Here is a 22,554-nt window from a genome sequence, read left to right as displayed (position 1 = left end):
GGGCGGCGGTCGGAATCGGGAGAACCGGGGAGAGGGGGTACGGCATCCGCTACACCGCCACCAGGACGGCCAGCAGGACGACGCCGGCGAGCAACGCGCTGAGGTAGGTCTGCGCGTTACCGGTCTGCGCGAGCCGGACGGCCCGGCCGAGCAGGTTGGCGCCGGCCCCGCTGCCACGCACGTAGGTCTCGACGACCTCGCGGTCGAGGAAGCGGACCAGCCGGGCGGCGGCGGTCACCGGGCGGACGAACAGCGCGTGGTACAGCCGGTCGACGCCGAAGCCGTGCCGGGCCGGACCGAACAGCGGGCCGAGCAGGGTGCGCCCGGGGTCGGCGACGATCACCTCGGCGATCGGAGCTCCGGCCTGCTCGGGCACCCGGCCGGCGTCGGCCGGGGCCGGGCGGCCGGTGGCCAGCCGCGCGGTCGCCGAGCGCCAGGCGCCGTACGCCGCGAGCACGCCGACCACGGCGAGCCCGGTGCCGATGACGGCGGTGACGGCCGAGGGGCGCAGCGAGCCGCCGTCCAGCAGCGCGGGCAGCCAGTCCGAGCGCAGGCCGGCGACGCCGAAGCCCATGGTCGGGATCGCCAGCACCCAGAGCGGCCAGCGCATCGCGGGCGGCTCGGCGGTGGCCGGGTCGGCCTCGTCGAGCTCGGGCGAGTACGGCGCGTCCGCCTCGTGCCCGGCCGCAGACGCCACGGCCTGAGACGCTCCGGCCTGAGACTGAGACGCTGCGCCAGCCTGCGCCCCGGCAGCCTGCGGGCTGTGGAAGCTGACCAGGAAGAGCCGGGTCGCGTACGCGGCGGTGAGCAGCGCGGTGAGTCCGGCGGAGATCAGCACGATCCACCCGGCAGCCTCCGGCACGGCCGAGGCCGGGCCGAGCCCGTTGGTGAGCGCCTCGCCGTTGGCGGCGTGCTCGGCGGCGGTCAGCACCGCCTCCTTGCTGAAGAAGCCGGAGAACGGCGGCAGCCCGACCAGGGCGACGAGCGCGATGCCCATCGTCCAGTAGGCGTCCGGGACGCGCTTGCGCAGCCCGGGGATCCGGGACATCGCGGAGATCGAGTTGGTGTGCGCGGCGTGGATCACCACGCCGGCGGCCAGGAACAGCAGCGCCTTGAAGGCGCCGTGGCTGACCAGGTGGAAGACGGAGGCCTCGCGGTCGCCGGTGGCCAGCGCCCCGGCCATGTAGCCGAGCTGGCCGACGGTGGAGTAGGCGAGCACCCGTTTGAGGTCGTCCTGGGCGAGCGCACAGAGCGCCGAGCCGATCATCGTCACGGCGGCCATCACGGCCAGCACGACCAGCGCCGCGCCCGACAGCAGGAACACCGGCAGCAGCCGGGCGACCAGGTAGATGCCGGCCGCGACCATGGTGGCGGCGTGGATCAGCGCGGAGACCGGCGTCGGGCCGGCCATGGCGTCCGGGAGCCAGGTGTGCAGCGGGAACTGCGCGCTCTTGCCGGCCACCCCGGCGAGCAGCAGCAGGGCGATCAGCGTCGGGTGGCCGAGCCGCCCGTCGGTCGCGGCGGCCAGCACGTCGGGGATCCGGAAGCTGCCGGCGTCCGCGCCGAGCAGGAAGATCCCGAACAGGAACGGCACGTCGCCGAGCTTGGTGACCAGGAAGGCCTTCAGCGAGGCCGAACGGGCGTCCTCGGTCTCCCAGTGGTGGCCGATCAGGAAGTACGAGCAGATGCCCATGACCTCCCAGCCGACCAGCAGCACGATCAGGTCGCCCGAGTAGACCACCAGGAACATCGCCGCGGTGAACAGCGAGACCAGCGCGGCGTACGACGGGTAGCGCGGGTCCTTCCTGAGGTACGCGGTCGAGTAGACCTGCACGCAGGTGGCGACCAGGCCGACCAGCACGGAGATCAGCGAGCTGAAGCCGTCCAGGTGGAGGGCGAGCGCGATGTCCGGGCCACCGGTCGGAGTGAGCCGGGTGGCGGCGTCCAGCGCCTGGCCGGTGCCGAGCTGGAGGGCGACGACCAGGGCGAGCACGGCTGAGACGGCGACCGGCACGATGGCCAGCGGCCGGGCCAGGCCGGGCGCCTTCTTGCCGACGGCCAGGGTCGCGGCGGCCCCGAGTGCGGGCAGCGCGGGGACGAGGGCGGGCAGGGCGAGGTTCATGCGGCGGCCTGGCCCTTCAGCGCCTCGGCTCCGGCCGGCGTCTCCTCGGCGAGCGGCTCCGCCGGATCGCCGAGCGCGGTGGCCCGGTCGATGTCCGCGGTGCCCCGGGCCCGGAACAGCAGCAGGACGATGGCGAGCCCCAGCCCGATCTCGGCGGCGGCGACGGTGATGGTGAACAGGGTGAGCGCCTGGCCGGCGTGCAGCGAGTCGCGCAGCCAGGTGTCGAAGGCGACCAGGTTGAGGTTGACGGCGTTGAGCATCAGCTCGACGGACATCAGGACCAGGACGGCGTTGCGCCGGGCGAGCACGCCGTACACGCCGACGCTGAACAGCAGCGCGGCGAGGACGACGGGGTAGGCGAGGTGCATCAGCTCTCCTCCGGCGCGGACGGCGCGGACGGCGCGGACGGCGCAGCGGGCGCAGCCTCTGCGGCCTTCGGGGCCGCCGGGTTCTCCGGCGCAGGCCGGGGCACGGTGGCGGCGACGGTCCCGTTCGAGCCCACCGGCCGGCCGGCGCGCAGCCGGCCCGCCCGGGGCGGCGGCACCCGCCGCGTCGACCCGCGCGACAGCACGATCGCGCCGACCAGCGCCGCCAGCAGCAGCACGGAGAGGGCCTCGAAGGGCAGCACCCAGTGGCGGAACAGGCTCGCCCCGGTGACGGCGGCCGAGCCGCCCCCCGCGCCGAGGTCGATCCAGGAGGTCCGGAAGGCGTCGACGACCAGCGTCACCAGCGTCCCGGCCGAGGCGAGCGCCACGACCAGGGCCACCCAGCGGTTCTTGGAGTCGGCGTCCGGCGAACGCCCGATCGGCGCCTTGGTGAGCATCAGCCCGAACAGCACCAGGACGATCACCGAGCCGAGGTAGATCAGCACCTGCACCCAGGCGATGAACTCGGCGGTGAGCAGCAGGAACTCCACCGCCAGCCCGCCCAGCGCGACCACCAGCCAGAGCGCGGCGTGCACCAGTTGCTTGGTGCTGACGGCGACCACGGCCGAGCCGAGCACGGCGATGCCGACCAGCAGGAAGACGATCTCCACCCCGGTCGGGGACAGGAACGAACGGGCGGCCGGCTCCAGCGAGCCGGTCGCCGCGAGCAGGGTGGCGGCGCTCACTGGGCCTCCCCCTCATCCGAGGCCGCCGAGGCGGCCGCTGCTGCCGCTGCGGCGGCGGCCAGCTTGTCCGCCGCCTTGCGCGCGGTGGTGATCTCCTTGGGCTCCTCGGCCGCCGGGTCCAGCGCCGGCGGCGCCGGGACGGTCCACATCCACTCGCGGAGCTTGTCCCGCTCGTGGGTCAGCTCCAGGATGTCGGTCTCGGCGTACTCGAACTCGGGCGACCAGAACAGCGCGTCGAAGGGGCACACCTCGATGCAGATCCCGCAGTACATGCAGAGCGAGAAGTCGATGGCGAACCGGTCCAGCACGTTGCGGGTGCGGGCCCGCGCGTTCGGCTCGGCGGCCGGCAGCGTCTCCTTGTGGGAGTCGATGTAGATGCACCAGTCCGGGCACTCGCGCGCGCAGAGCATGCACACCGTGCAGTTCTCCTCCAGCAGCGCGATGACGCCGCGCGAACGCGGCGGCAGCACCGGCTGCACGTCGGGGTACTGCGCGGTGACGGTCTTCTTCGTCATCGTCCGCAGGGTCACGGCCAGGCCCTTGGCCAGGCCGGCACCGGGAAAACTCATGAGATCGCCACCTTGATGACGCCGGTCAGGGCCAGCTGGACGAGGGCGAGCGGAATCAGCACGGTCCACGCGAAGCGCATCAGCTGGTCCTCGCGCAGACGCGGGTAGGTGACCCGCAGCCAGATGACCACGAAGGCCAGCGCGAAGGTCTTCAGGATCATCCAGAGCCAGCCGAGCTGGTCCGCCAGCGGGCCGTGCCAGCCGCCCAGGAAGAGCACCGCGGTCAGCGCCGACACCACCAGGATGCCCGCGTACTCCGACAGCAGGAAGAACCCGAAGCGCAGGCCCGTGTACTCGGTGTACGCGCCGAAGATGATCTCCGAGTCGGCGACCGGCATGTCGAACGGCGGGCGCTGGAGCTCGGCCAGGCCGGCCGTGAAGAACACGAACGCGCCGATGAGCTGCCAGGGCAGCCAGTACCACTCCCAGGCGTCCACGATCCCGGGCAGCGAGAGCGTGCCGGCGGCCATCGCCACCGAGGCCGCCGCCAGCACCATCGGCAGCTCGTACGACATCAGCTGCGCGGCCGTGCGCAGGCCGCCGAGCAGCGAGAACTTGTTCGCCGAGGCCCAGCCGGCCATCAGCTTGCCGATCACGCCGACGCCCATCACGGCCAGCACGAAGAACAGGCCGGCGTCGATCGCCTGGCCGACGAAGCCGTTCGGGCCGACCGGGATCGCCAGCAGCACGAAGAGGTACGGCAGCAGCGAGACGGCGGGCGCCAGCTGGAAGATCCGGCGGTCCGCCCCGGCCGGGACGATGTCCTCCTTCTGCGCGAACTTCACGCCGTCCGCGACGAGCTGCGCCCAGCCGTGGAAGCCGCCCGCGTACATCGGGCCGAGCCGGCCCTGCATGTGCGCCATGACCTTGTGCTCGGTCTGGCCGATGACCAGCGGGAGGGTGAGGAAGACGACCAGGGTGGCGACGCAGCGCAGCACCGTGTCGAGCAGGTTCACGCGCCGTCTCCGTCCTGGCCGGCCGGTCCGGCCGACGTCTCGTCCTGCTCACCCGCGGGCGCGGCGGGCTTCGCCGGCTCGACGGGCGACTGCTCCTCGGCAGACTCCTCCGCAGGCTTCTCCACAGGCTTCGCGGGCTCGGCCGGTGTCTGCGCCTCGGCCGGTGCCTTCGCCTCGGCGGGCTTCGCGGGCTCGTCGTGCGCGGGCACCGGGTTGTGCCAGGGCGCGTCCGAGGACCGGGTCCGCGGCGACGCCGAGCCCTCGGCCTTCGGCTCGGCAGGCGCAGCGGCCTCGGCAGCCTCGGCGGGCGCCGCCTCCGCAGCCTGACTGACCGATCCGTCGGACACCGACCTGACCCGGCGCGGCCGGTCCGCCCGCGCCACGGGCGCCGCCTCGCCAGCGGCCGAAGCAGCGGCCGAACCAGCGGTCGGAGCAGCAGCCTCACCAGCAGCCGAAGCAGCGTCCGGAGCAACGGCACCAGCAGCCTCGGCCCCTGCCTGACTCGCCGACCCCTCCGCCACCGTCCTGGTCCGCCGCGGCCGGTCCGCCCGCACCGCCGCCGCACCCTCGGCGCCGGCAGCAGCACCGGCAGCAGCGCCGGCAGCACCAGCAGCCCGGGGCGTCCGCCCGGCCGCGCCCGCCGCCCGCGCACCACGCGCGGGCCGCTCGGCGACCGGCGGCAGGGTGCCCTTCAGCGGCCCCCACTCGTTCGGGTCCGGCACCCCGGCCGGCTGCATCTTGCGCCGGGCGGGCCCGTCGCCGTGGTCCGACTCGCCCGGCTCCTTGGCTCCCGGCCAGGCCTTGGCGACCCGGGCCGCGAGCACGAACTCCTTGCGCAGCGGGTACCCCTCGAAGCCGTCCGGCAGCAGCAGGGTGGCGAGGTAGGGGTGTCCGGGGAAGTCGATGCCGAACATCTCGTGGGTCTCACGCTCGTGCCAGGCGGCGCCCGCGTAGACCGGTACGGCGGTGGGCAGCGCGGCCTTGTCCCGCGGCACCCGGGTGCGCAGCGCCAGGTGGCGCAGCACGCCCGGGGCGTCGGCGGAGGCGAGGTGGGCGACCACGGAGAAGCCCTCGGCCAGTTCGTCGACGGCGCTCAGCCAGTCGAAGTAGCCCAGGCCGAGCGCGTCGCGGGCGTTGGTGAGCGCCTCGATCCAGTGCTCGGCGGGGACGTCGACGGTGACCAGCCCGTAAGCCTCGGCGCCGGTCGCCCACTCCCCGACCGACGCCGCGTACTGCTCGGCGGAAGTCATGAGGCCCCTCCCTCGGTCGAAGGCCCCGTCACCAGCGGGCGGCGCAGCGCCGCCGCGGGCGCGGCGTAGCGGTCGGGCAGCGACTCGGCGGCGATCTTCTCCTGGAGCTTGAGGATGCCCTGGAGCAGCGCCTCGGGCCGGGGCGGGCAGCCGGGCACGTAGACGTCGACCGGGATGATCTGGTCCACGCCCTTGGTCACCGAGTAGGAGTCCCAGTACGGGCCGCCGGAGTTGGAGCAGGCACCGAAGGAGATGACGTACTTCGGCTCGGGCATCTGCTCGTAGAGGCGTTTGACGGCGGGCGCCATCTTGTCGGTCACCGTCCCCGAGACGATCATCAGGTCGGCCTGACGGGGTCCGGGCGCGAACGGAATAACACCCATCCGGATGAAGTCGTGTTTGGCCATGGACGCGGCGATGAACTCGATCGCGCAGCAGGCCAGGCCGAAGTTGAAGCACCAGAGGCTGTAGCGGCGGCCCCAGTTGAGCACGACCTTGACCGGGTCGGGCGCGAGCCGGGCCAGCGGGCCGATGCCACGGCGCTCGACGGCGCCGGGGCGCGACGGGTCCGGGAGGCCGAGTGGGACCGGCCCGCCCTGGGCGCCGTGCGAGTGGGTGTGCGTCACGTCCATTCCAGAACGCCCTTCTTCCAGGCGTAGAGCAGGCCGACCGCGAGGAAGCCGATGAAGAGGAACATCTCGATCAGCGTTCCGGCGCCGTACCCGGCGGTGGCGAAGACCGTCGCCCACGGGAACAGGTAGATCGCGTCGACCGCGAAGATCACGTACAGGAAGGCGTACACGTAGTAGCGGATCTGGGTGTGCGCCCAGTCCTCGCCCACCGGGTCCACCCCGCACTCGTAGGCGAGGAGTTTCTCGGGCGAGTACACCACCGGCCGCAGCAGGCGGTTGGCCGTGAACGCCGCGGCGACGAAGAGCACCCCGACGACGGCCAGCAGGCCCATCGCGGCGTACGCGTCGAAGTAGCCGCCGCCGACCGCCGGGTCGGCCGCGACGGCAGCCGCATGCTGCCCCTCCATGCCTTCGCCCTCCACCTCGGCCGTGAACAACCCCTCAAGGCAGTTCTACGACGTTTCCTCGCACGGTCATAACCATGGCCAATGCGTGAGTCTAAGGGGACGGCTCCGCTCCGCCCGAACCCTGCCCGCTCCGCAAGACGTCCGGTGGACACTCCCGCGAGCACCGGGCAGTGGCCCGACGACCAGGACGGGGGTAGGGATAACCCCCGTCCCGGAAGATGTATCACCCCCATGGCATCTCCCGCCCCGGGTTCGGGAAGCTTGCTCCACCAGCTCGACCAAGAGGGACGGTAGATCCAGATGAAGCCGCTGCACCGCCGCACCGTGGATGCCATCAAGGAGCAGGACGCTCAGATGGTCCGCTCGCCGCTGTACGGCGCGCAGATGTGGCGGCAGGTCGGCCAGCTGCTGCTCAACCTGCCGCTCGGCGTCGCCGGCTTCACGCTCACCGCCATCACGCTCACGGCCGGCCTGGGGATGTCGATCACCGTGGTCGGCCTGCCGCTGCTGGCCGGCGGGCTGGCCGTCTCCCGCGCCCTGGGCGGGCTGGGCCGCTGGCGGGCCCGCGCGGCGTACGACTCCGCGATCCACGAGCCGGAGCCGGTGCAGCAGCGCCGGCCGGGGGTGGTGGGCTTCACCATCGCCCATCTGACCGACCTGCTGAACTGGCGCTCGGCGCTCTACAACGTGCTGATGCTGCCCTGGGGCATCCTGAGCTTCACGGTGGCCCTGGTCGCGGTCACCGTGATGTGGCCGGTGCTGCCCTGGGTGATCCGGGCGCTGGCGGCGGTCGACCGGATCCTGGTCGAGTCGCTGCTCTTCCCGGGCGCCCTGGCCGAGCGGGTGCGCGAGCTGGAGGACGACCGCGGCACGGTGGTCGACACCGCCGCCGCCGACCTGCGCCGGATCGAGCGCGACCTGCACGACGGCGCCCAGGCCCGCCTGGTCGCGCTGGCCATGGACCTGGGCATGGCCAAGGAGCGGCTGCGCGAGGTCGAGACCGAGGACGACGTGGTGGCCGCCACGAAGATGGTCGACAACGCGCACGGCGAGGTGAAGCTGGCCCTCCAGGAGCTGCGCGACCTGGCCCGGGGCATCCACCCGGCGGTGCTCACCGACCGCGGCCTGGACGCGGCCCTGTCCTCGGTCGCCGCCCGCTGCACCGTCCCCGGCGGGGTCAAGGTGAACGTCGACCTGAAGGGGCCGGACGGCCAGGCCGAGCGCCCGGACTCGGCGGTCGAGGGCATCGCGTACTTCACCGTCAGCGAGCTGCTGACCAACGTCTCCAAGCACGCCGGCGCCCGCACCGCCTCGGTCGACGTCTGGCGCTCCGACAACCAGCTGATGGTGCTGGTCCAGGACGACGGCAAGGGCGGCGCCGCCCCCTACCCGGGCAGCGGCCTGGCCGGGCTGACCGAGCGGATCCGCGCGGTGGACGGGGTGCTCCTGGTGCAGAGTCCGGAGGGCGGCCCGAGCAGCATCACCGTGGAGCTGCCCTGGCGTACCCGCACCGCCCGCCGCTGAACCGGGGCGCGGCACGGCGCCGGGACCTCGTCGAGGAAGTGACGAGGTCCCGGCGCCGGTCCGGTGGGGCGGCCCGGTCCGCGGAGCCCTTGCGCGGCGTGCGGCCCGGCCGGCCGGGTCCTACGGGCTCTCCAGGGCGCCGAGGGTGACGTCGGCGGTCCGGCTGTTGCCGTCCCTGGTGTAGGCGACGGTGGCCTTGTCTCCCGGGGTGAGCGAGGCGAGCGCGGTGGTGAGCGCGTTCAGCGAGTCGACCGTAGCGTCCCCGATCTTGGTGATCACGTCGCCGGCCTGCATCCCCGCCGAGGCGGCCGGGCCGCCCGAGGTGACCGCCACGATGACCGCGCCGGCGGGCTTGAACTGCTGGTTGAAGCTGGTCCGGGCGGTGATGCCGAGCGCGGCCCGGCCGGAGTTGGTGACCTTGCCCTGCTTGATCAGCTGGTCGGTGATGTTGGTGATGGTGGACGCCGGGATGGCGAAGCCGATGCCGGGCGCGGCCGCGCCGTTGGCCTCGGGCTCCGTCGCCGCGAGCGTGTTGATGCCGATCACCTGGCTGTCGAGGTTGACCAGCGCGCCGCCGCTGTTGCCCGGGTTGATCGCGGCCGAGGTCTGCACCATGTTGCCGATGGTGGCGCCGGGCGAGCCGCCGCCCCTGGGTTCGGAGACGGTCCGTCCGGTGGCCGAGACGATGCCCTGGGTGACGCTGCTGGAGAGGCCGAGCGGGCTGCCCATGGCGAGGGTGATCTGGCCGAGCTGGACCTTGCCGGAGTCGCCGAAGGCGGCCGGCTTGAGGCCGCTCGGCGGGCTGCTCAGCTTGATCACCGCGAGGTCGGTGTCGGGGTAGCTGCCGACCAGGGTGGCGTCCAGCGACTTGGTGCTGTTGGCGAGGGTGACGGTGAAGGTGGTCGCGGTGCCCACCACGTGGGCGTTGGTGACGATGTCGCCCTTGTCGTCGTAGACGATCCCGGAGCCGAGGCTGTCGCCGGTGGTGATCTGCACCACCGAGGGCAGCACGTCGGCGATGACCCGCTGGTAGTCGTCCTGCAACTGGTTCCCGTCGGCCGACCGCGCGGGGGCCGACGAGGCCGGCCTGGCCGAGCCGGAGCTCGACGGGGAGCCCGCGGCCTGCGAGGCGGACGAGGAGGAGCCGCTGCTGCACCCGGCCAGCGCCAGCGCGGTCAGTACGGCCAGCGCGCCGGGCACGAGCAACCGGCCGTGGGCCGTCCTGGGGCCGGTCGGCCGGGGCCCGGCCGGCAGGGGGCGGGCGTGTTCCTTCTTTCGGCTCACCTGACTGCCTCCGATTCGTCACCACGCTGAGAGCACGGAAATCTTTGTCAGCATTTCACCGATTTGTCCGATTTGACGGCTCGACTCGCCCGGCACTCACCACGGAAACCCGAACACCCTAGAATCGGCCCATGACTTGGTTGATCACCGGCGGTGCCGGATACATCGGCGGGCACGTCGTCCGCCAGCTGCTCGACGCCGGTGAGCGCGTCGCCGTCCTGGACGACCTCAGCACCGGCGACGCCTCCCGCCTGCCGGAGGGCGTCGCCCTGGTCGAGGGCTCCACCCTGGACCGGGCCGCCCTGGACGCCGCCATCCGCGAGCACGCGATCGAGGGCATCCTGCACTTCGCCGCCAAGAAGCAGGTCGGCGAGTCCGTCGAGCAGCCGTTCTTCTACTACCGGGAGAACATGATCGGCCTGCAGACCGTCCTGGAGGCCGCCGCCGAGGGCGGGGTCAAGCGCTTCCTCTTCTCCTCCTCCGCCGCCGTCTACGGCATGCCGGACGTCGACCTGGTCACCGAGTCGACCCCGTGCGCCCCGATGAGCCCGTACGGCGAGACCAAGCTGGCCGGCGAGTGGCTGGTCGCCGCGGCCGGGAAGGCCCACGGCATCTCCACCGTGGCGCTGCGCTACTTCAACGTGGCCGGTGCCGCCTCCCCCGAGCTGTCCGACACCGGGGTCTTCAACCTGATCCCGATGGTCTTCGAGCGGCTCACCGCCGGCGAGGCCCCGCGGGTCTTCGGCGACGACTACCCCACCCAGGACGGCAGCTGCGTCCGCGACTTCATCCACGTCTCCGACATCGCCTCGGCCCACGTCGCGGCCGCCAAGCGGCTGGCCGCCGACCCGGCCGGCGAGACCTCGCTGGTGCTCAACATCGGCCGCGGCGAGGGCGTCAGCGTCAAGGAGATGCTGGAGGTGATCGGCAAGGTCACCGGTTACGACACCACCCCCGAGGTGACCCCGCGCCGCGCCGGCGACCCCGCGCGGGTGGTGGCCTCGGCCGACCTGATCCGCCGCGAGCTGGGCTGGGGCGCCCGCCACGACGTGGCGGAGATGGTGGCCTCCGCGTGGGACGGCTGGTGCAGCCGCCACCCCGGGGCCCGCAAGGCCTGATCGGACGCGTCCGACGGCGGCGGGGCGCCCGCCCCGCCGCCGCGCCGGTTCAGCGCGCCGGGACGGCCGTGCCGTAGAAGGCGTCCAGCGCGTACACGCAGCGGTCCTTGGAGCCGACGAAGACCCGGCCGCCGACCGCGACCGGCGAGCCGGTCAGCTCGCCCTTGGTGCCGAGCTCCCAGCGCAGCTGACCGCTCGCCAGGTCCAGGGTGTGCAGCGAGTGGTCCCGGCTGCCCAGGTGCACCAGGCCGTCGGCCACCGCCGGGGAGCCGACGATCTCGCCGCGCGCCGTGTAGCGCCAGCGCTCCCGGCCGCTCGCCGCCTCGAAGGCGTACAGCACCCCGCCGCTGCCGACCAGCACCATGCCGTCCCCGACCACCACCGGCTCGGCGCCCTGGCGGTTGCCGGTGACCCCGCGCCAGCGGTCCCGGCCGGTGGCCGCGTCCAGCGCGTACACCGTCCCGAGGTAGTCGGCCACGTAGACCGCGTCGGCGTCCAGCGCGGGCGGGGTGAACAGCACCACCGGGGCCTCGAAGCGCCAGCGCTCGACCCCGCTGGCCGCGTCCAGCGCGTACACCCGGGAGCCGGCCGTCACGTACAGCACGCCGCCGCGCTCGGCCGGGTGCGAGGGCACGTCCTCGCCGACCGGGAAGGACCAGCGCAGGCCGGCGCCGTGCGGGTCGATGCTGCGCAGCCGCCCGGCCCCGTAGTAGTAGGCCGCGCCGGCCACCAGGACCGGTCCGGACTGCGGGTTCTCGTAGTCCTGCTGGGCGTCGTCGGCCCGCCACAGCTCGGCGCCGTTGGCGGCCGAGCGCAGCTGGACGCCGCCGCCGCGGACGCCGCAGCACAGCACCCCGTCGGCGGCGGAGAGCGAGTAGACCCAGCCGTCCAGTGAGGTGCGCCAGCGCTCGGTGCCGTCCGCGACGTCCACGGTGTACAGGTGCGGGCCGTCGGCCGCGTGCACCCGGCCGGCGTCCACCGCGAGCGCCCAGGCGACGTCCCGGGTCTTGTAGCGCCGCTCGCCGGAGGCGATGTCCAGCGCGTGCACCTCGAAGCTGGAGACGAAGAGCGTGCCGTCGGCGACCACCGGGGTGCCCCAGACGTCGTTGGACATCCGGAACCGCCAGGGGCGCCAGCGGGCGGCCGGCGCCGGCGGCGGGGTGATCCGGCGGACCCAGTCGGTCTCGGCCGGGGCGGTGCCCGGGCCGGGCTGCTCGTGCTCGGCCCGCGGCCCGGGGCCTATCCGCACCGAGGCTCCGGACAGCCGCACCTCGACGGCCCCGCCGCCGCCCGGCGCGCGGTGCTTGTTGGGGGAGGCGATCTTCGCGGTCGGGATCTCGCCGTCGGACACCGGGCCCGGCCTCCGCCCCGTGTGCACCGGCCCGGACGGCGGCGGCGCGTGCCCCCCGCCCGGGTGGGTGCGCGGGTCGTCCAGGCCGGGGCGCTGCACCGGGACCGGCTGGTGCGGCTGCGGCGGCTGGTGGGGCTGGAGCGGGCCGGCCTGCGGCGGCCCGGCCGGGGGCGGCGGCGCGCCGCCCGGCAGCTGGACGGCCCGGGGCGGCGCGCTCGGGCGGCGGCCGCGCTTGCGCTCGATCAGCTCCAGCGCGTTCACGGGGAGCCAGTCGCCGACCTCGCCGGCGGCGTCGTCCCGGGAGAACAGGTGCGGGGCCAGTTCGGCCTGGATCTGCGCCGGGGTGGGCCGGTGCTCGGGCGAGGGCCGCATGCAGGCGCGGACCAGGTCCATCAGCTCGCGCGGCATCCCGGACAGGTCCGGCTCCTCGCGCAGCAGCTGGAACACCGTCTCGACCGGGTTGGAGCCACTGAAGGGCGGGTGCCCGGTCGCGCAGAACACCATCAGCGAGCCGAGCGAGAAGACGTCGCTGGCGCCCCGGACGTTACGGCTGTCCTTGGCCTGCTCGGGGGACATGTAGGCGGGGGTGCCGACCGCGACGTTGGTCATGGTGAGCCGGGTGCTGGAGACGCCGGAGGCGATGCCGAAGTCGATCACCTTCGGGCCGTCCTCGACCACCAGCACGTTGGAGGGCTTGAGGTCCCGGTGGATCAGCCCGGCCGCGTGGATGGACTGCAGCGCCTCGGCGATGCCCGCGATCAGCCAGCGGGTGGCGTCCACCGGCAGCGGACCGCACTCCTCGACCAGGTCCTCCAGCGAGGGGGCCGGGATGTACGCGGTGGCCAGCCAGGGCACCCGGGCGTCCGCGTCGGCGTCCACCACGGCCGCGGTGTAGAAACCGCCGACCGTCTTGGCCGCCTCGATCTCGCGGGCGAAGCGGACGCGGAACAGCTCGTCCTCGGCCAGTTCCCCCCGGACGGTCTTGATGGCCACCCGCCGGCCGGAGGCGGAGCGCGCCAGGTAGACCAGCCCCATCCCACCCGCGCCGAGCCGCCCCAGCACCTCGAAGGGCCCGATCCGCCTCGGATCGTGCGCCGTCAGCTGGTCCACTCCGCTGCCACCTCCCCGTTTTCCGCACCCGCCGCGTGGTGCCGGACCCGATTCTCCAATGCCGCCCGGCCCATCTCCAACCTCCCCCGCCCAGAGCCGACGGCCGCCCCGGGAGCGCCGCCGTCCGGCCGGTGATGACGGAACGGCCGGATTCTGACGCCCGTTCCGGCCGCGGCTTGCACCCGGACGCCCGGACCCTCCCCTTCGGCGCCGATCTTCCGACGCCGCCAGTCGTCACGCTCTGTCACTCGATCACCCCTCAGCGGACTCGCCGTCACGCTGTGGGGTCAAAGGCACACGGGGGGGCTTCAACGACGCCTGCGGAGCGCGGTGAATATCCGTCCGAAGTGGTTCATGCCCCTATAGCAACCCCCCGTGCGGAGTAATAGTCGCATCACCGAATCGCGCCAAGATCGTGCCACGGTAAGCTGACGGCATGACAGGACAAGTTCGCACCGTCGACGGTCGCGTCGCCGGGCGACGCGGACAGGAAACGCGGCAGAAGCTGCTCGACTGCCTCCGCGAGATGCTCAGCACGTCGCCGTACCGGGACGTCAAGGTCATCGACGTCGCCCGTATGGCGGGTACCTCCCCCGCGACCTTCTACCAGTACTTCCCGGATGTCGAGGGCGCTGTCCTCGAAATCGCCGAGGAAATGGCCAAGGACGCCGACACCCTCAAAGAGCTGGTGGCCGGAAAGTCCTGGGCAGGGAAGTCCGGTCCGACCACTTCGGAAGAACTGGTCGACGGATTCCTCGCCTTCTGGCGCAAGAACGACGCCATTCTCCGAGTGGTCACGCTCGGTGCCGCCGAAGGGGACAAGCGGTTCTTCAAGATCCGCATGACGGTCCTCAACGCGGTCGCCAAGCCGCTCGCGGAGGCCGTCAAGGAACTCCAGGCGAAGGGCCAGGCCGACAAGTCGCTCGACCCGAACGCCGTCGCCGGGGCCCTGGTCTCGCTGCTCGCCTCGGCGGCCGAGCACCAGAAGGCCTTCACCGCCTGGGGCGTCAAGGTCAAGGACCTCAAGCCCAACCTCGCTCCCCTGGTGTACCTGGGCGTCACCGGCAAGAAGCCGCCCAAGTAGACCATCCGCTCAACCGACCATCCGCTCCGCGCGCAGCCCCGGCCTCCTGTCCGGGGTACGACGGACGGCGGCCGTGTCCTCGGGGGAGGTCCGCCGACGTACCGCACGCGCGCCAGACATGCCGGTGGGCGGGCACCCCTCACACAGGGTGCCCGCCCACCGGCATGTTCGCGTTGCGGCCCCTCAGGAGCCCTCGGAAGCCCGGCTCCGCGCCGTCAGGGGCAGCGGACCACCTGGCCGGCGTAGGCGAGCCCGCCGCCGAAGCCGAAGAGCAGGACCGGGTCGCCCGGGGACAGCTCGCCGCGTTCGACCAGCTTGGAGAAGGCCAGCGGGATGGAGGCGGCCGAGGTGTTGCCGGAGTCGACCACGTCCCGGGCCACCACCGCGTCGGTGAGGCCCAGCTTGGCGGCGATCGAGTCGATGATCCGCAGGTTGGCCTGGTGCGGCACGAAGCCCTTCAGCTCCGACGGGTCGATCCCGGCCTGCTCGCAGGCCCGGCGGGCCAGCGGGGCGAGCTGGGTGGTGGCCCAGCGGAACACCGACTGGCCCTGCTGGCTGATCACCGGGTCCCAGCCGGTGATCACCACGGCGTCGCCCTTCTCCGGCTCGGAGCCCCAGACCACCGGGCCGATGCCGGGCTCGGCACCGTCCTCCTGGGCCTCGACCACCGCGGCGCCGGCGCCGTCGCCGAAGATCACGCAGGTGGTGCGGTCGGTCCAGTCCAGCGTGTCGGACATCCGCTCGGCGCCGATCACCAGCGCGCGGCGCGCCGCGCCGGCCCGGATCGCGTGGTCGGCGGTGGCCAGGGCGTACGAGAAGCCGGAGCAGACCGTGTTGATGTCGTACGCGGCGGGCGCCCGGACGCCGAGCCGGGCGGCCACGGCGGCGGCGGTGTTGGGGCTGCGCTCGATCGCGGTGCAGGTGGCGACCACGATCAGGTCGATCTCGTCGGCCGTCCGGCCGCTCTTGGCGAGCGCCTTCTGCGCGGCCTCGGTGGCGAGGTCGACCAGGGTCTCGCCCTCGGCGATGTGCCGGGTTCTGACGCCCACCCGGCTACGGATCCACTCGTCGTTGGTGTCGACGAGCGCCTCCAGGTCGTCGTTGGAGAGGACCTTGGGGGGCTGGTAGTGGCCGAGTGCCACAATGCGCGAACCGCTCATAGTGCCATGGAACCGGGTTACCCACTGGTCAGCGGGGCGCGCCCGGCTACAGGATCCGCCCCTGTGATCTGTAGGAGCCCGACAAGGGGCGTTGCGGCGACTGGCCTCCGGGCGCGCCGGGATCGACGCCGATGCGGACGACGGGGCGGGCACCGCCGCCGATGACGGGGCCGGCACCGCCCGGAACACCGTTCGGACGCCACCGGAACGCCGCCGGAACGCCGCAGTCAGGCCGGGGTCGGAACGCCGGGGTCAGGCGGACAGCGAGGCGGCGTCGCCCATCACGATCACCGGGTGGGCCGCCGGGTCCAGGGTGCGGATCAGCTCGGCCATCTTGTCCTCGGGGATCGAGACGCAGCCGTGGGTGGGGCCGTCGTGGTCGACGTGGATCCAGATCCCGCCGCCCTTCTTCGCCCCCATCGGGCGGCGCGGGTCCAGCGGGGAGTTTCCGGGCACCCGGTTGTAGTTGATCGCGACCACGTAGTCGAAGGAGCCGGCCAGCTGGTCGCCGAAGAAGCCCGTCCCGGAGACCACGAAGCTCGGGTCCTTGTCGTACGGGAGCTTGCTGCCCGGGTCGGCCTTGCGGCCGCCCGCGTCGGAGAGCGCGAAGACGCCGATCGGGCTGCGCAGGTCGCCCTCGTTGTGGTCGGTGGTCCAGCCGTTGTTGCCGTTGTGGCCCTGCCAGGTCTCGCCGGCCAGCCAGCGGCCCTCGGGGGTGCGGGTCCAGAGGGTGACGGTGTTCTTGTTGCCGTTCTTGTCCTGGCCGGAGGCGAGCACCACCTGGGTGGTCTCGGTGGGTATCTTCGCGACGAAGTCGGCGCCGAGGCCGGGTATCGCGGCGACCGAGCCGTCCGCACGGACCTGGCTGCGGTCGGCGGCCGGGGGCTGGGTCTGCCGGTCGGCGGCGGCCCGGGCGGCGGGAGCCGGCTGGTCGGGCGTGCTGACGCCCTCCGGGCCGGGGCCGTCGGCGGCCGCGGCGACGGGCTTGGCGTCGTCCTGGCCGACGGTGTACCAGCCGGCGGCGGCCGCGACCAGCAACGCGGTGCCGGCCATCACCGCCTTGCCGTGACGCTTCTTCTTCGCCTTCCGGCGGTGCCCCCGAGCGGCCGCCCGGGGGCCCACGGGCGCCGCCGCGGGCGGGGGCGTGGGCTGCCGGACGGGCTCCGGCTCGAACGCGTACACCGGCTCGGCGTCGTACACCGACTCGGGGGCGTACACCGGCTCGGCGGCGACGAGCGGGTCGGGCCCGGCGGCGTACGGCTGGAACGGCTGGGACGGCTGGAACGGCTGCTCGTACGCCTCGAAGTACCCGTCAGGGGCCTGCGGGAGCTGCCCGTACTCGCCGTAGTGGTCCTGCCGGACGGGCTGCTGGTACGGCTCACCCGCCCCGTACGGCTGCTGCGGCACCCCGTACACCGGCTCCGCTATCGGCTCGTACGACGGGTACGTGGTGGCGCGATGAGAACCGGACATACCGCCGATCCTGCCAAACGGTGTACCGGTTGGTAAACCCGGGGCGGGTGCGGGGGCGGTGAAGAAACGCCGCCGCCCGGGCCGGGGCCCGGGCGGCGGGGGAGTTCTCCGGTCAGAGGCGCATCGCCTGCGGGGCCTCGCGGCGCCCCAGGTCCGGGCCCTCGTACTCGCGGATGATCTCGTAGCGGGTGTTGCGCTCGACCGGGCGGAAGCCGGCGTCGCGGATCAGGTCGAGCAGGTCGTCGCGGCCCAGCTTGTTCGGGGTGCCGAAGTTGTCCGCGTCGTGGGTGATCTTGTACTCGACCACCGAGCCGTCCATGTCGTCCGCGCCGTGGCTGAGCGCCAGCTGGGCGGTGGTGACGCCGTGCATCACCCAGAAGACCTTGACGTGCGGGACGTTGTCGAAGAGCAGCCGGGAGACCGCGAAGGTCTTCAGCGCCTCGGCGCCGGTGGCCATCTCCGTGCGGGCCATCAGCTTGTTGCGCACGACGCCGTCCTTGGAGTCGTGGAAGTCGTGCTGGTAGCGCAGCGGGATGAAGACCTGGAAGCCGCCGGTCTCGTCCTGCAGCTCGCGCAGCCGCAGCACGTGGTCCACCCGGTGGCGGGGCTCCTCGATGTGGCCGTACAGCATGGTGGCCGGCGTCTTGAGGCCCTTGCTGTGGGCGAGGCGGTGGATCCGCGACCAGTCCTCCCAGTGGGTGTCGTGGTCGACGATGTGCTGGCGGACCTCCCAGTCGAAGATCTCCGCGCCGCCGCCGGTCAGCGACTCCAGGCCGGCGTCGATCAGCTCGTCCAGGATCTCGTCGGCGGGCAGGCCGCTGATCTTCTCGAACCAGTGGATCTCGGTGGCGGTGAAGGCCTTCAGCGAGACGTTCGGCAGGGCCGCCTTCAGCTCCCGCAGCGAGCGCGGGTAGTAGCGCCAGGGCAGGGTCGGGTGCAGGCCGTTGACGATGTGCAGCTCGGTGAGGGAGTCGACCTCCATCGCCTTGGCGAGCCGGACGGCCTCCTCGATGCGCATCGTGTAGGCGTCCTTCTCGCCCGGCTTGCGCTGGAACGAGCAGTACGCGCAGGACGCGCTGCACACGTTGGTCATGTTGAGGTGGCGGTTGACGTTGAAGTGGACGACGTCGCCGTTCTTCCGCGTCCGCACGTGGTGGGCCAGACCGCCCAGCCAGGCCAGGTCGTCGCTCTCGTAGAGCGCGATCCCGTCCTCGCGGGTCAGCCGCTCACCCGCGTAGACCTTCGCCTCCAGCTCGCGCTTCAGCCCTGCGTCCATGCGGTGCCCCGCCTCCTCCGACTTCGATTCCTTGCCGGACCGAGCGTACGTCACTCGTCCGCTCGCCTCCGGGCCGCTCCGACCCGGTGCCGACGCTCCTCGCTCCGGCGCTCCTCCGTCGCTAGTCGCTCGTCACTTTCGGCACCGGCGCGCCCTTCGGCTCGGGACGGTCCGACAGCAGCTCAGCGAGCAGTGCAGGGTCGATGTTGCCACCACTGACCACGGCCGCGACCGTCCGGCCCCCGGTCTCGGCGGCGCGGTGGAAGTAGGCCGCCGGGGCGACCGCGCCGGAGGGCTCGGCGACCAGCCGGCCGCGGCGGGCCAGCAGGGCGACGGTGGCGCGGATCTCGTCCTCGGTGACGGTGACGATGTCGTCCACGTACGCGGTCAGGTGCTCGAAGGGCAGCTCGCCGACCGACGGGGTGCGCAGGCCGTCCGCGATGGTCCGGTAGGTGTCGGCGACCGGCCAGGCCAGCCGGCGGCCGGCCCGGAAGCTGGCCTGCGCGTCGGCGGCCAGCTCCGGTTCCACGCCGATCACCCGGATGCCCGGGCGGGTGAGCTTGAGCGCGGCCGCCGTCCCGGAGATCAGGCCGCCGCCGCTGACCGGCACCAGGACGGTGTCCAGCCCGGCCGGGGCGTCCTCGGCGATCTCCAGGCCGACCGTGCCCTGGCCCGCGATGATGAACGGGTCGTCGTACGGCGGCACCCAGACGTAGCCGTGCCGCTCGGCCAGTTCGGCGGGCAGGGTGTCCCGCTCCTCCGGCGACACCAGGACCACCTCGGCGCCGAACCCCCGGGTGGACTCCACCTTCACCGCTGGCGAGGTGTCCGGCATCACGATCACGGCCTTGATGCCGAGCAGCGCCGCCGCGTACGCCACCGCCTGCGCGTGGTTGCCGCTCGACTGGGCGACCACGCCGCGGGCCCGCTCGCCCTCGGTGAGCGCGGCCAGCCGGTTGTACGCACCACGGGTCTTGAAGGCCCCGGTCGGCTGGAGGTTCTCGGGCTTCAGCCAGAGCCGGCGCTCCCCCTCGTCCGCCCACGGGGCGGGAACCAGCGGGGTGCGCACGGCCACCCCCGCGATCCGCTGCCGAGCGGCGCGCAGCTCCTCCAGACCGACCAGTGCCATCCGTCACTCTCCTTCGGGAGGGAGTTCGCTCACCCGGTTCTCCCACTTCGTGGAGAGTACGACGGTGGTGCGGGTGCGGGCCACGCCTTTCGTGCCCGAGATCCGCTTGACCACCGACTCCAGGCCAGCCACGTCGGCCACCCTGACCTTGAGCATGTAGGAGTCGTCACCCGCGATGAACCAGCAGTCCTCGACCTCGTTGAGGTCCTTGAGCCGGTGCGCGACGTCCTCGTGATCGGCGGCGTCGGTCAGCTGAAGGCCGATCAGGGCCGTGACGCCGAAGCCGAGCGAGGCCGGATTGACCGTCGCGCGGTAGCCGGTGATGACACCGGCCTGCTCCAGCCGGTTGATCCGGTCCGTGACGCTCGGGCCGGAGAGCCCGACCAGCCGGCCCAGCTCGGCGTAGGACGCGCGGCCGTTCTCCCGGAGCGCCTGGATGAGCTGTCTGTCCACCGTGTCCATATACCGTCCGCGTCCTTCCGAACCTCACCAGACCCACAGATCATTATCCGGATTCCAAGGCGCCATGCGCGGAACAACCCGGATATCGCAGAGAAGATACTCTCCCGCCCCCGGCCTCCTCACTCCCCCTCAGCCGACACGCTGCCGTTCTCGTCGGCCCGGCGGGCCGCCGCCCCCAACTCCCCTTCCCAGCGCAGGTACAGGGAATGCGGGACGCCGACCGCGTCCAGCACCCGGCCGGCCACGAAGTCGACGAGTTCCCGCACGGTCGAGCCGCCGGCGTAGAACCCGGGAGAGGCGGGGAGGACGACGGCGCCCTGTGCGTCGAGCTCCACCAGGTGCTTCAACGTCACCCCGTTGAGTGGCGCCTCGCGCACGCACACGACCAGCGGGCGGCGCTCCTTGAGGGTGACGCTGGCCACCCGCTGCAGCAGGTCCTTGCTCAGGCCGAGCGCGATCCCGGCCACCGCGCCGGTGGTCGCGGGCACCACCAGCATGCCCTTGGCCGGGTACGAGCCGCTGGACGGGCCGGCCGCGAAGTCCCCGGCGGGCCAGTAGCGGACGTCGTCCAGGCCCTCGTCGGAGCCCAGCCAGGCGGCCAGGTCGGCGCGCCAGTGGGCGTCCCGGAAGGAGATGCCGGTCTCGTCGAGGATGGTGAGCCGGGCGGCTCGGCTGACGATCAGGTCCACCGGCTCCCCGGCGGCGAGCAGCGCCCGGATCACCGAGGCGGCGTACGGCGTCCCCGACGCACCAGAGACCCCGACCACCCACGGCTGACGCTTGACTGTTCCCATGTCCCATTTCTATCCGGACTCACCCGGTCGGGCCTCATCCGCGGGCTCCCCTGGAAGGATGGGGGCATGGCAGCGACCCTCGTCGACCTCACCCATCAGGTGACCACCGCGATGCCGGTCTACCCCGGCGATCCGGCCGTCCTGTTGGAGCCCGCGCTCACCACCGCCACCGCCGGGGTGAACGTGCTGGCCCTGCACCTCGGCTCGCAGTCCGGGACGCACGTGGACGCGCCCTACCACGTGGACGTCACCTGGCCGACCCTGGACGGGCTGCCGCTGGAGCGGTTCACCGGCCCCGCGGTGCTCGCCGACCTGCGCGGACTGGAGCCCCGGGCCGCCGTCACCCCCGAGCTGCTCGCGCCCGCCCTGGCGCGCGTCGGCGAGGGGTCCGTCCTGCTGCTCGCCACCGGCTGGGCCCGGCACTGGGGCACCGACGCCTACCTCGCGCACCCCAGCCTGACCGCGGCCGCCGCCGAGGCGATCGTCGCCGCCGGGGTGCGGACCGTCGGGGTGGACGCGCTGAGCGTCGACCCCACCCCCGACCCGGGCCCGGGCGACCCGGCGGTCGCCGCGCTGCTCGCGGACCTCACCGACGAGCACGACCAGCCCGGCGCCGACGAGCCGACCCTCGCCGCGCACCGGGTGCTGCTGGGGGCGCCCGGCGGCGGGGTGATCGCCGAGAACCTGACCGATCTGCGGGCGCTGCTGGACGCCCAGGAGGCCGGGCGGCCGGTCGAGGTGTCGCTGTTCCCGCTGCGGCTGGCGGCGGCGGACGGTGCGCCGGTCCGGGCGGTGGCACGGCTGGGCTAGGGAGTTCGAAGACCCGCCCCGGGGCGTTCCGGCCAGTCGCCGCACGGGACTTGGTCTAGACCATCCCCCGGCGCCGCCGCTACGCTGTCCGCCCATGGCAGAGATCATCGGAGTGATCGAGCGACTCTGGCGCTACCCCGTGAAATCCACCGGCGGCGAGCGGCTCGACTCCGTCGAGGTGGACGAGCGCGGCCTGGCCGGCGACCGCCTCTACGCCGTCCGCGACGCGGACGGCAAGCTCGGCTCGGGCAAGAACACCCGCCGCTTCCGCCGGATGGACGGCCTGCTCCGCCTCTCCGCCCGCCTCGGCCACCGGATCGACGGCCCCGAACTGTTCGACCCGCTCGGCCGCCCGGTCGCCGACCCGGGCGCCTTCCTGCGCGCCTACCTCCAGCGCGAGGACGTCGAACTCGCCCGCGAGGACGCCGCCTCCCACTTCGACCAGCTGCCGGTCAGCGTGCTCACCACCGCCACCCTGGACTGGGTCCGCGAGGCCGCCCCCTTCACGGTGGTCGACGAGCGCCGGTTCCGCCCCAACATCCTGCTGCGGACGCCCCCGGGCACCCCGCCCTTCGTCGAGGACGGCTGGTTCGGCCGGGAGGGGCACGGCGGCACCGGCGCCCGCCTCGCCTTCGTCCGCTCCAGCGAGCGCTGCGCGATGACCGGCGCCCCGCAGCCGGGGCTGCCGCACGCCCCCGAGATCCTCAAGGCGATCGTGCACGCCCACGACGGCCGGCTCGACGCCCTCGCCGAGGTCGCCGCCCCCGGGCGGCTGAGCGTGGGCGACGAGCTCGCGCTGCACTGAGCCCGGCGAGCACCTGGAGAGCGGAACCGCAGGTCAGGGCGGTCTCAGAGGTTTTCGAAAAAACTTTTGGATCACCTGCAACCCCGGCGGCCGCCACACGTCTATGCCAGTGAGAGGCGGGGAAACC

21 protein-coding genes are annotated in these 22,554 nt (G+C 73.2%); 5 read left to right on the top strand and 16 right to left on the bottom strand.

The genetic code is table 11. The features are described from left to right. Positions 1 to 49 precede the first annotated feature (49 nt). The 8 genes from ACFWPI_RS28540 to ACFWPI_RS28505 are packed head-to-tail and all read right to left on the bottom strand — an operon-like array spanning position 50 to position 7,047. Positions 50 to 2,122: an NADH-quinone oxidoreductase subunit L gene (locus ACFWPI_RS28540; protein ID WP_380375439.1), complete on the bottom strand. Its 2,073-nt coding sequence runs from the start codon at positions 2,120 to 2,122 to the stop codon at positions 50 to 52. Continuing rightward, positions 2,119 to 2,490: an NADH-quinone oxidoreductase subunit NuoK gene (gene nuoK / locus ACFWPI_RS28535; protein WP_350876976.1), complete on the bottom strand. Its 372-nt coding sequence runs from the start codon at positions 2,488 to 2,490 to the stop codon at positions 2,119 to 2,121. The genes ACFWPI_RS28540 and nuoK overlap by 4 nt, the downstream gene beginning before the upstream one ends. Beyond that, on the bottom strand, positions 2,490 to 3,233 hold the full coding sequence (locus ACFWPI_RS28530; RefSeq protein ID WP_380375441.1) for an NADH-quinone oxidoreductase subunit J: 744 nt from the start codon (positions 3,231 to 3,233) through the stop codon (positions 2,490 to 2,492). The genes nuoK and ACFWPI_RS28530 overlap by 1 nt, the downstream gene beginning before the upstream one ends. Next, entirely contained in the window at positions 3,230 to 3,802 is a 573-nt protein-coding gene (locus ACFWPI_RS28525; RefSeq protein ID WP_363374963.1) for an NADH-quinone oxidoreductase subunit I, read from the bottom strand. Before ACFWPI_RS28525 ends, ACFWPI_RS28530 begins: the two co-directional genes overlap by 4 nt. Next, entirely contained in the window at positions 3,799 to 4,758 is a 960-nt protein-coding gene (nuoH, locus tag ACFWPI_RS28520; RefSeq protein ID WP_380375444.1) for an NADH-quinone oxidoreductase subunit NuoH, read from the bottom strand. Before nuoH ends, ACFWPI_RS28525 begins: the two co-directional genes overlap by 4 nt. Continuing rightward, a complete protein-coding gene (locus ACFWPI_RS28515) occupies positions 4,755 to 6,008 on the bottom strand; it encodes an NADH-quinone oxidoreductase subunit C (RefSeq protein ID WP_380375446.1) in 1,254 nt (417 codons plus the stop codon). Before ACFWPI_RS28515 ends, nuoH begins: the two co-directional genes overlap by 4 nt. Further along, the gene (locus tag ACFWPI_RS28510) at positions 6,005 to 6,640 is read right to left on the bottom strand and encodes an NADH-quinone oxidoreductase subunit B (protein ID WP_063348898.1); all 636 of its coding nucleotides are present in this window, start codon (positions 6,638 to 6,640) and stop codon (positions 6,005 to 6,007) included. The genes ACFWPI_RS28515 and ACFWPI_RS28510 overlap by 4 nt, the downstream gene beginning before the upstream one ends. Next, positions 6,631 to 7,047, bottom strand: coding sequence for an NADH-quinone oxidoreductase subunit A (locus tag ACFWPI_RS28505; protein ID WP_063351317.1), 417 nt, complete (start codon positions 7,045 to 7,047; stop codon positions 6,631 to 6,633). The genes ACFWPI_RS28510 and ACFWPI_RS28505 overlap by 10 nt, the downstream gene beginning before the upstream one ends. Positions 7,048 to 7,401: 354 nt before the next feature. Here ACFWPI_RS28505 and ACFWPI_RS28500 point away from each other — a divergent pair, with 354 nt between their 5' ends. Beyond that, positions 7,402 to 8,571, top strand: coding sequence for a sensor histidine kinase (locus ACFWPI_RS28500; protein ID WP_063351316.1), 1,170 nt, complete (start codon positions 7,402 to 7,404; stop codon positions 8,569 to 8,571). 120 nt (positions 8,572 to 8,691) lie between these two features. On the opposite strand, the gene ACFWPI_RS28495 is transcribed toward ACFWPI_RS28500, so the two are convergent. After that, positions 8,692 to 9,855, bottom strand: a complete 1,164-nt coding sequence (locus ACFWPI_RS28495; protein WP_380375448.1) for a S1C family serine protease — start codon at positions 9,853 to 9,855, stop codon at positions 8,692 to 8,694. A 131-nt stretch (positions 9,856 to 9,986) separates the two neighbouring features. Here ACFWPI_RS28495 and galE point away from each other — a divergent pair, with 131 nt between their 5' ends. Continuing rightward, on the top strand, positions 9,987 to 10,973 hold the full coding sequence (gene galE, locus ACFWPI_RS28490; RefSeq protein ID WP_063348897.1) for a UDP-glucose 4-epimerase GalE: 987 nt from the start codon (positions 9,987 to 9,989) through the stop codon (positions 10,971 to 10,973). A 49-nt stretch (positions 10,974 to 11,022) separates the two neighbouring features. On the opposite strand, the gene ACFWPI_RS28485 is transcribed toward galE, so the two are convergent. Then, a complete protein-coding gene (locus tag ACFWPI_RS28485) occupies positions 11,023 to 13,434 on the bottom strand; it encodes a PQQ-binding-like beta-propeller repeat protein (protein ID WP_380375451.1) in 2,412 nt (803 codons plus the stop codon). A gap of 436 nt (positions 13,435 to 13,870) precedes the next feature. On the opposite strand from ACFWPI_RS28485, the gene ACFWPI_RS28480 reads away from it, so the two are divergent. After that, the gene (locus tag ACFWPI_RS28480) at positions 13,871 to 14,518 is read left to right on the top strand and encodes a TetR family transcriptional regulator (RefSeq protein ID WP_063348895.1); all 648 of its coding nucleotides are present in this window, start codon (positions 13,871 to 13,873) and stop codon (positions 14,516 to 14,518) included. 215 nt (positions 14,519 to 14,733) lie between these two features. Here the strand turns inward: ACFWPI_RS28480 and ACFWPI_RS28475 are convergent, their stop codons facing one another. The 6 genes from ACFWPI_RS28475 to ACFWPI_RS28450 form a co-directional block, all read right to left on the bottom strand. Beyond that, complete coding sequence (locus ACFWPI_RS28475) at positions 14,734 to 15,678, bottom strand: beta-ketoacyl-ACP synthase III (protein ID WP_063348894.1); 945 nt, start codon at positions 15,676 to 15,678, stop codon at positions 14,734 to 14,736. 252 nt (positions 15,679 to 15,930) lie between these two features. Then, positions 15,931 to 17,151: a L,D-transpeptidase family protein gene (locus ACFWPI_RS28470; protein ID WP_380375453.1), complete on the bottom strand. Its 1,221-nt coding sequence runs from the start codon at positions 17,149 to 17,151 to the stop codon at positions 15,931 to 15,933. Between the two features lie 112 nt (positions 17,152 to 17,263). Beyond that, positions 17,264 to 18,427 (bottom strand): aminofutalosine synthase MqnE, encoded by a 1,164-nt coding sequence (gene mqnE, locus ACFWPI_RS28465; protein ID WP_063348893.1) that lies wholly within the window; start codon positions 18,425 to 18,427, stop codon positions 17,264 to 17,266. Positions 18,428 to 18,548: 121 nt separating this feature from the next. Beyond that, complete coding sequence (locus ACFWPI_RS28460; RefSeq protein ID WP_380375455.1) at positions 18,549 to 19,556, bottom strand: threonine/serine dehydratase; 1,008 nt, start codon at positions 19,554 to 19,556, stop codon at positions 18,549 to 18,551. A gap of 3 nt (positions 19,557 to 19,559) precedes the next feature. Beyond that, on the bottom strand, positions 19,560 to 20,018 hold the full coding sequence (locus ACFWPI_RS28455) for an Lrp/AsnC family transcriptional regulator (protein WP_063348891.1): 459 nt from the start codon (positions 20,016 to 20,018) through the stop codon (positions 19,560 to 19,562). A gap of 119 nt (positions 20,019 to 20,137) precedes the next feature. Continuing rightward, entirely contained in the window at positions 20,138 to 20,812 is a 675-nt protein-coding gene (locus ACFWPI_RS28450; protein WP_363374948.1) for a UbiX family flavin prenyltransferase, read from the bottom strand. A gap of 66 nt (positions 20,813 to 20,878) precedes the next feature. Here ACFWPI_RS28450 and ACFWPI_RS28445 point away from each other — a divergent pair, with 66 nt between their 5' ends. Beyond that, complete coding sequence (locus tag ACFWPI_RS28445) at positions 20,879 to 21,622, top strand: cyclase family protein (RefSeq protein ID WP_063348889.1); 744 nt, start codon at positions 20,879 to 20,881, stop codon at positions 21,620 to 21,622. A 94-nt stretch (positions 21,623 to 21,716) separates the two neighbouring features. Further along, positions 21,717 to 22,427, top strand: coding sequence for an MOSC domain-containing protein (locus ACFWPI_RS28440; RefSeq protein ID WP_380375457.1), 711 nt, complete (start codon positions 21,717 to 21,719; stop codon positions 22,425 to 22,427). The last annotated feature ends 127 nt before the right edge of the window (positions 22,428 to 22,554 follow it).

Origin of the sequence: Kitasatospora sp. NPDC058492, from assembly GCF_042720685.1 — a bacterium.
Taxonomy (GTDB): Bacteria; Actinomycetota; Actinomycetes; order Streptomycetales; family Streptomycetaceae; genus Kitasatospora.
This window is presented reverse-complemented; position numbering and strand designations above follow the sequence as displayed.

What these genes read in the sequence shown, in the direction of transcription:
- ACFWPI_RS28540 (WP_380375439.1), bottom strand. Translation starts at nt 2,122, where the DNA reads ATGAACCTCGCCCTGCCCGCCCTCGTCCCCGCGCTGCCCGCACTCGGG.
- nuoK (WP_350876976.1), bottom strand. Translation starts at nt 2,490, where the DNA reads ATGCACCTCGCCTACCCCGTCGTCCTCGCCGCGCTGCTGTTCAGCGTC.
- ACFWPI_RS28525 (WP_363374963.1), bottom strand. Translation starts at nt 3,802, where the DNA reads ATGAGTTTTCCCGGTGCCGGCCTGGCCAAGGGCCTGGCCGTGACCCTG.
- ACFWPI_RS28515 (WP_380375446.1), bottom strand. Translation starts at nt 6,008, where the DNA reads ATGACTTCCGCCGAGCAGTACGCGGCGTCGGTCGGGGAGTGGGCGACC.
- ACFWPI_RS28510 (WP_063348898.1), bottom strand. Translation starts at nt 6,640, where the DNA reads ATGGACGTGACGCACACCCACTCGCACGGCGCCCAGGGCGGGCCGGTC.
- ACFWPI_RS28505 (WP_063351317.1), bottom strand. Translation starts at nt 7,047, where the DNA reads ATGGAGGGGCAGCATGCGGCTGCCGTCGCGGCCGACCCGGCGGTCGGC.
- ACFWPI_RS28500 (WP_063351316.1), top strand. Translation starts at nt 7,402, where the DNA reads ATGGTCCGCTCGCCGCTGTACGGCGCGCAGATGTGGCGGCAGGTCGGC.
- galE (WP_063348897.1), top strand. Translation starts at nt 9,987, where the DNA reads ATGACTTGGTTGATCACCGGCGGTGCCGGATACATCGGCGGGCACGTC.
- ACFWPI_RS28480 (WP_063348895.1), top strand. Translation starts at nt 13,871, where the DNA reads ATGACAGGACAAGTTCGCACCGTCGACGGTCGCGTCGCCGGGCGACGC.
- ACFWPI_RS28475 (WP_063348894.1), bottom strand. Translation starts at nt 15,678, where the DNA reads ATGAGCGGTTCGCGCATTGTGGCACTCGGCCACTACCAGCCCCCCAAG.
- ACFWPI_RS28470 (WP_380375453.1), bottom strand. Translation starts at nt 17,151, where the DNA reads ATGTCCGGTTCTCATCGCGCCACCACGTACCCGTCGTACGAGCCGATA.
- mqnE (WP_063348893.1), bottom strand. Translation starts at nt 18,427, where the DNA reads ATGGACGCAGGGCTGAAGCGCGAGCTGGAGGCGAAGGTCTACGCGGGT.
- ACFWPI_RS28460 (WP_380375455.1), bottom strand. Translation starts at nt 19,556, where the DNA reads ATGGCACTGGTCGGTCTGGAGGAGCTGCGCGCCGCTCGGCAGCGGATC.
- ACFWPI_RS28455 (WP_063348891.1), bottom strand. Translation starts at nt 20,018, where the DNA reads ATGGACACGGTGGACAGACAGCTCATCCAGGCGCTCCGGGAGAACGGC.
- ACFWPI_RS28450 (WP_363374948.1), bottom strand. Translation starts at nt 20,812, where the DNA reads ATGGGAACAGTCAAGCGTCAGCCGTGGGTGGTCGGGGTCTCTGGTGCG.
- ACFWPI_RS28445 (WP_063348889.1), top strand. Translation starts at nt 20,879, where the DNA reads ATGGCAGCGACCCTCGTCGACCTCACCCATCAGGTGACCACCGCGATG.
- ACFWPI_RS28440 (WP_380375457.1), top strand. Translation starts at nt 21,717, where the DNA reads ATGGCAGAGATCATCGGAGTGATCGAGCGACTCTGGCGCTACCCCGTG.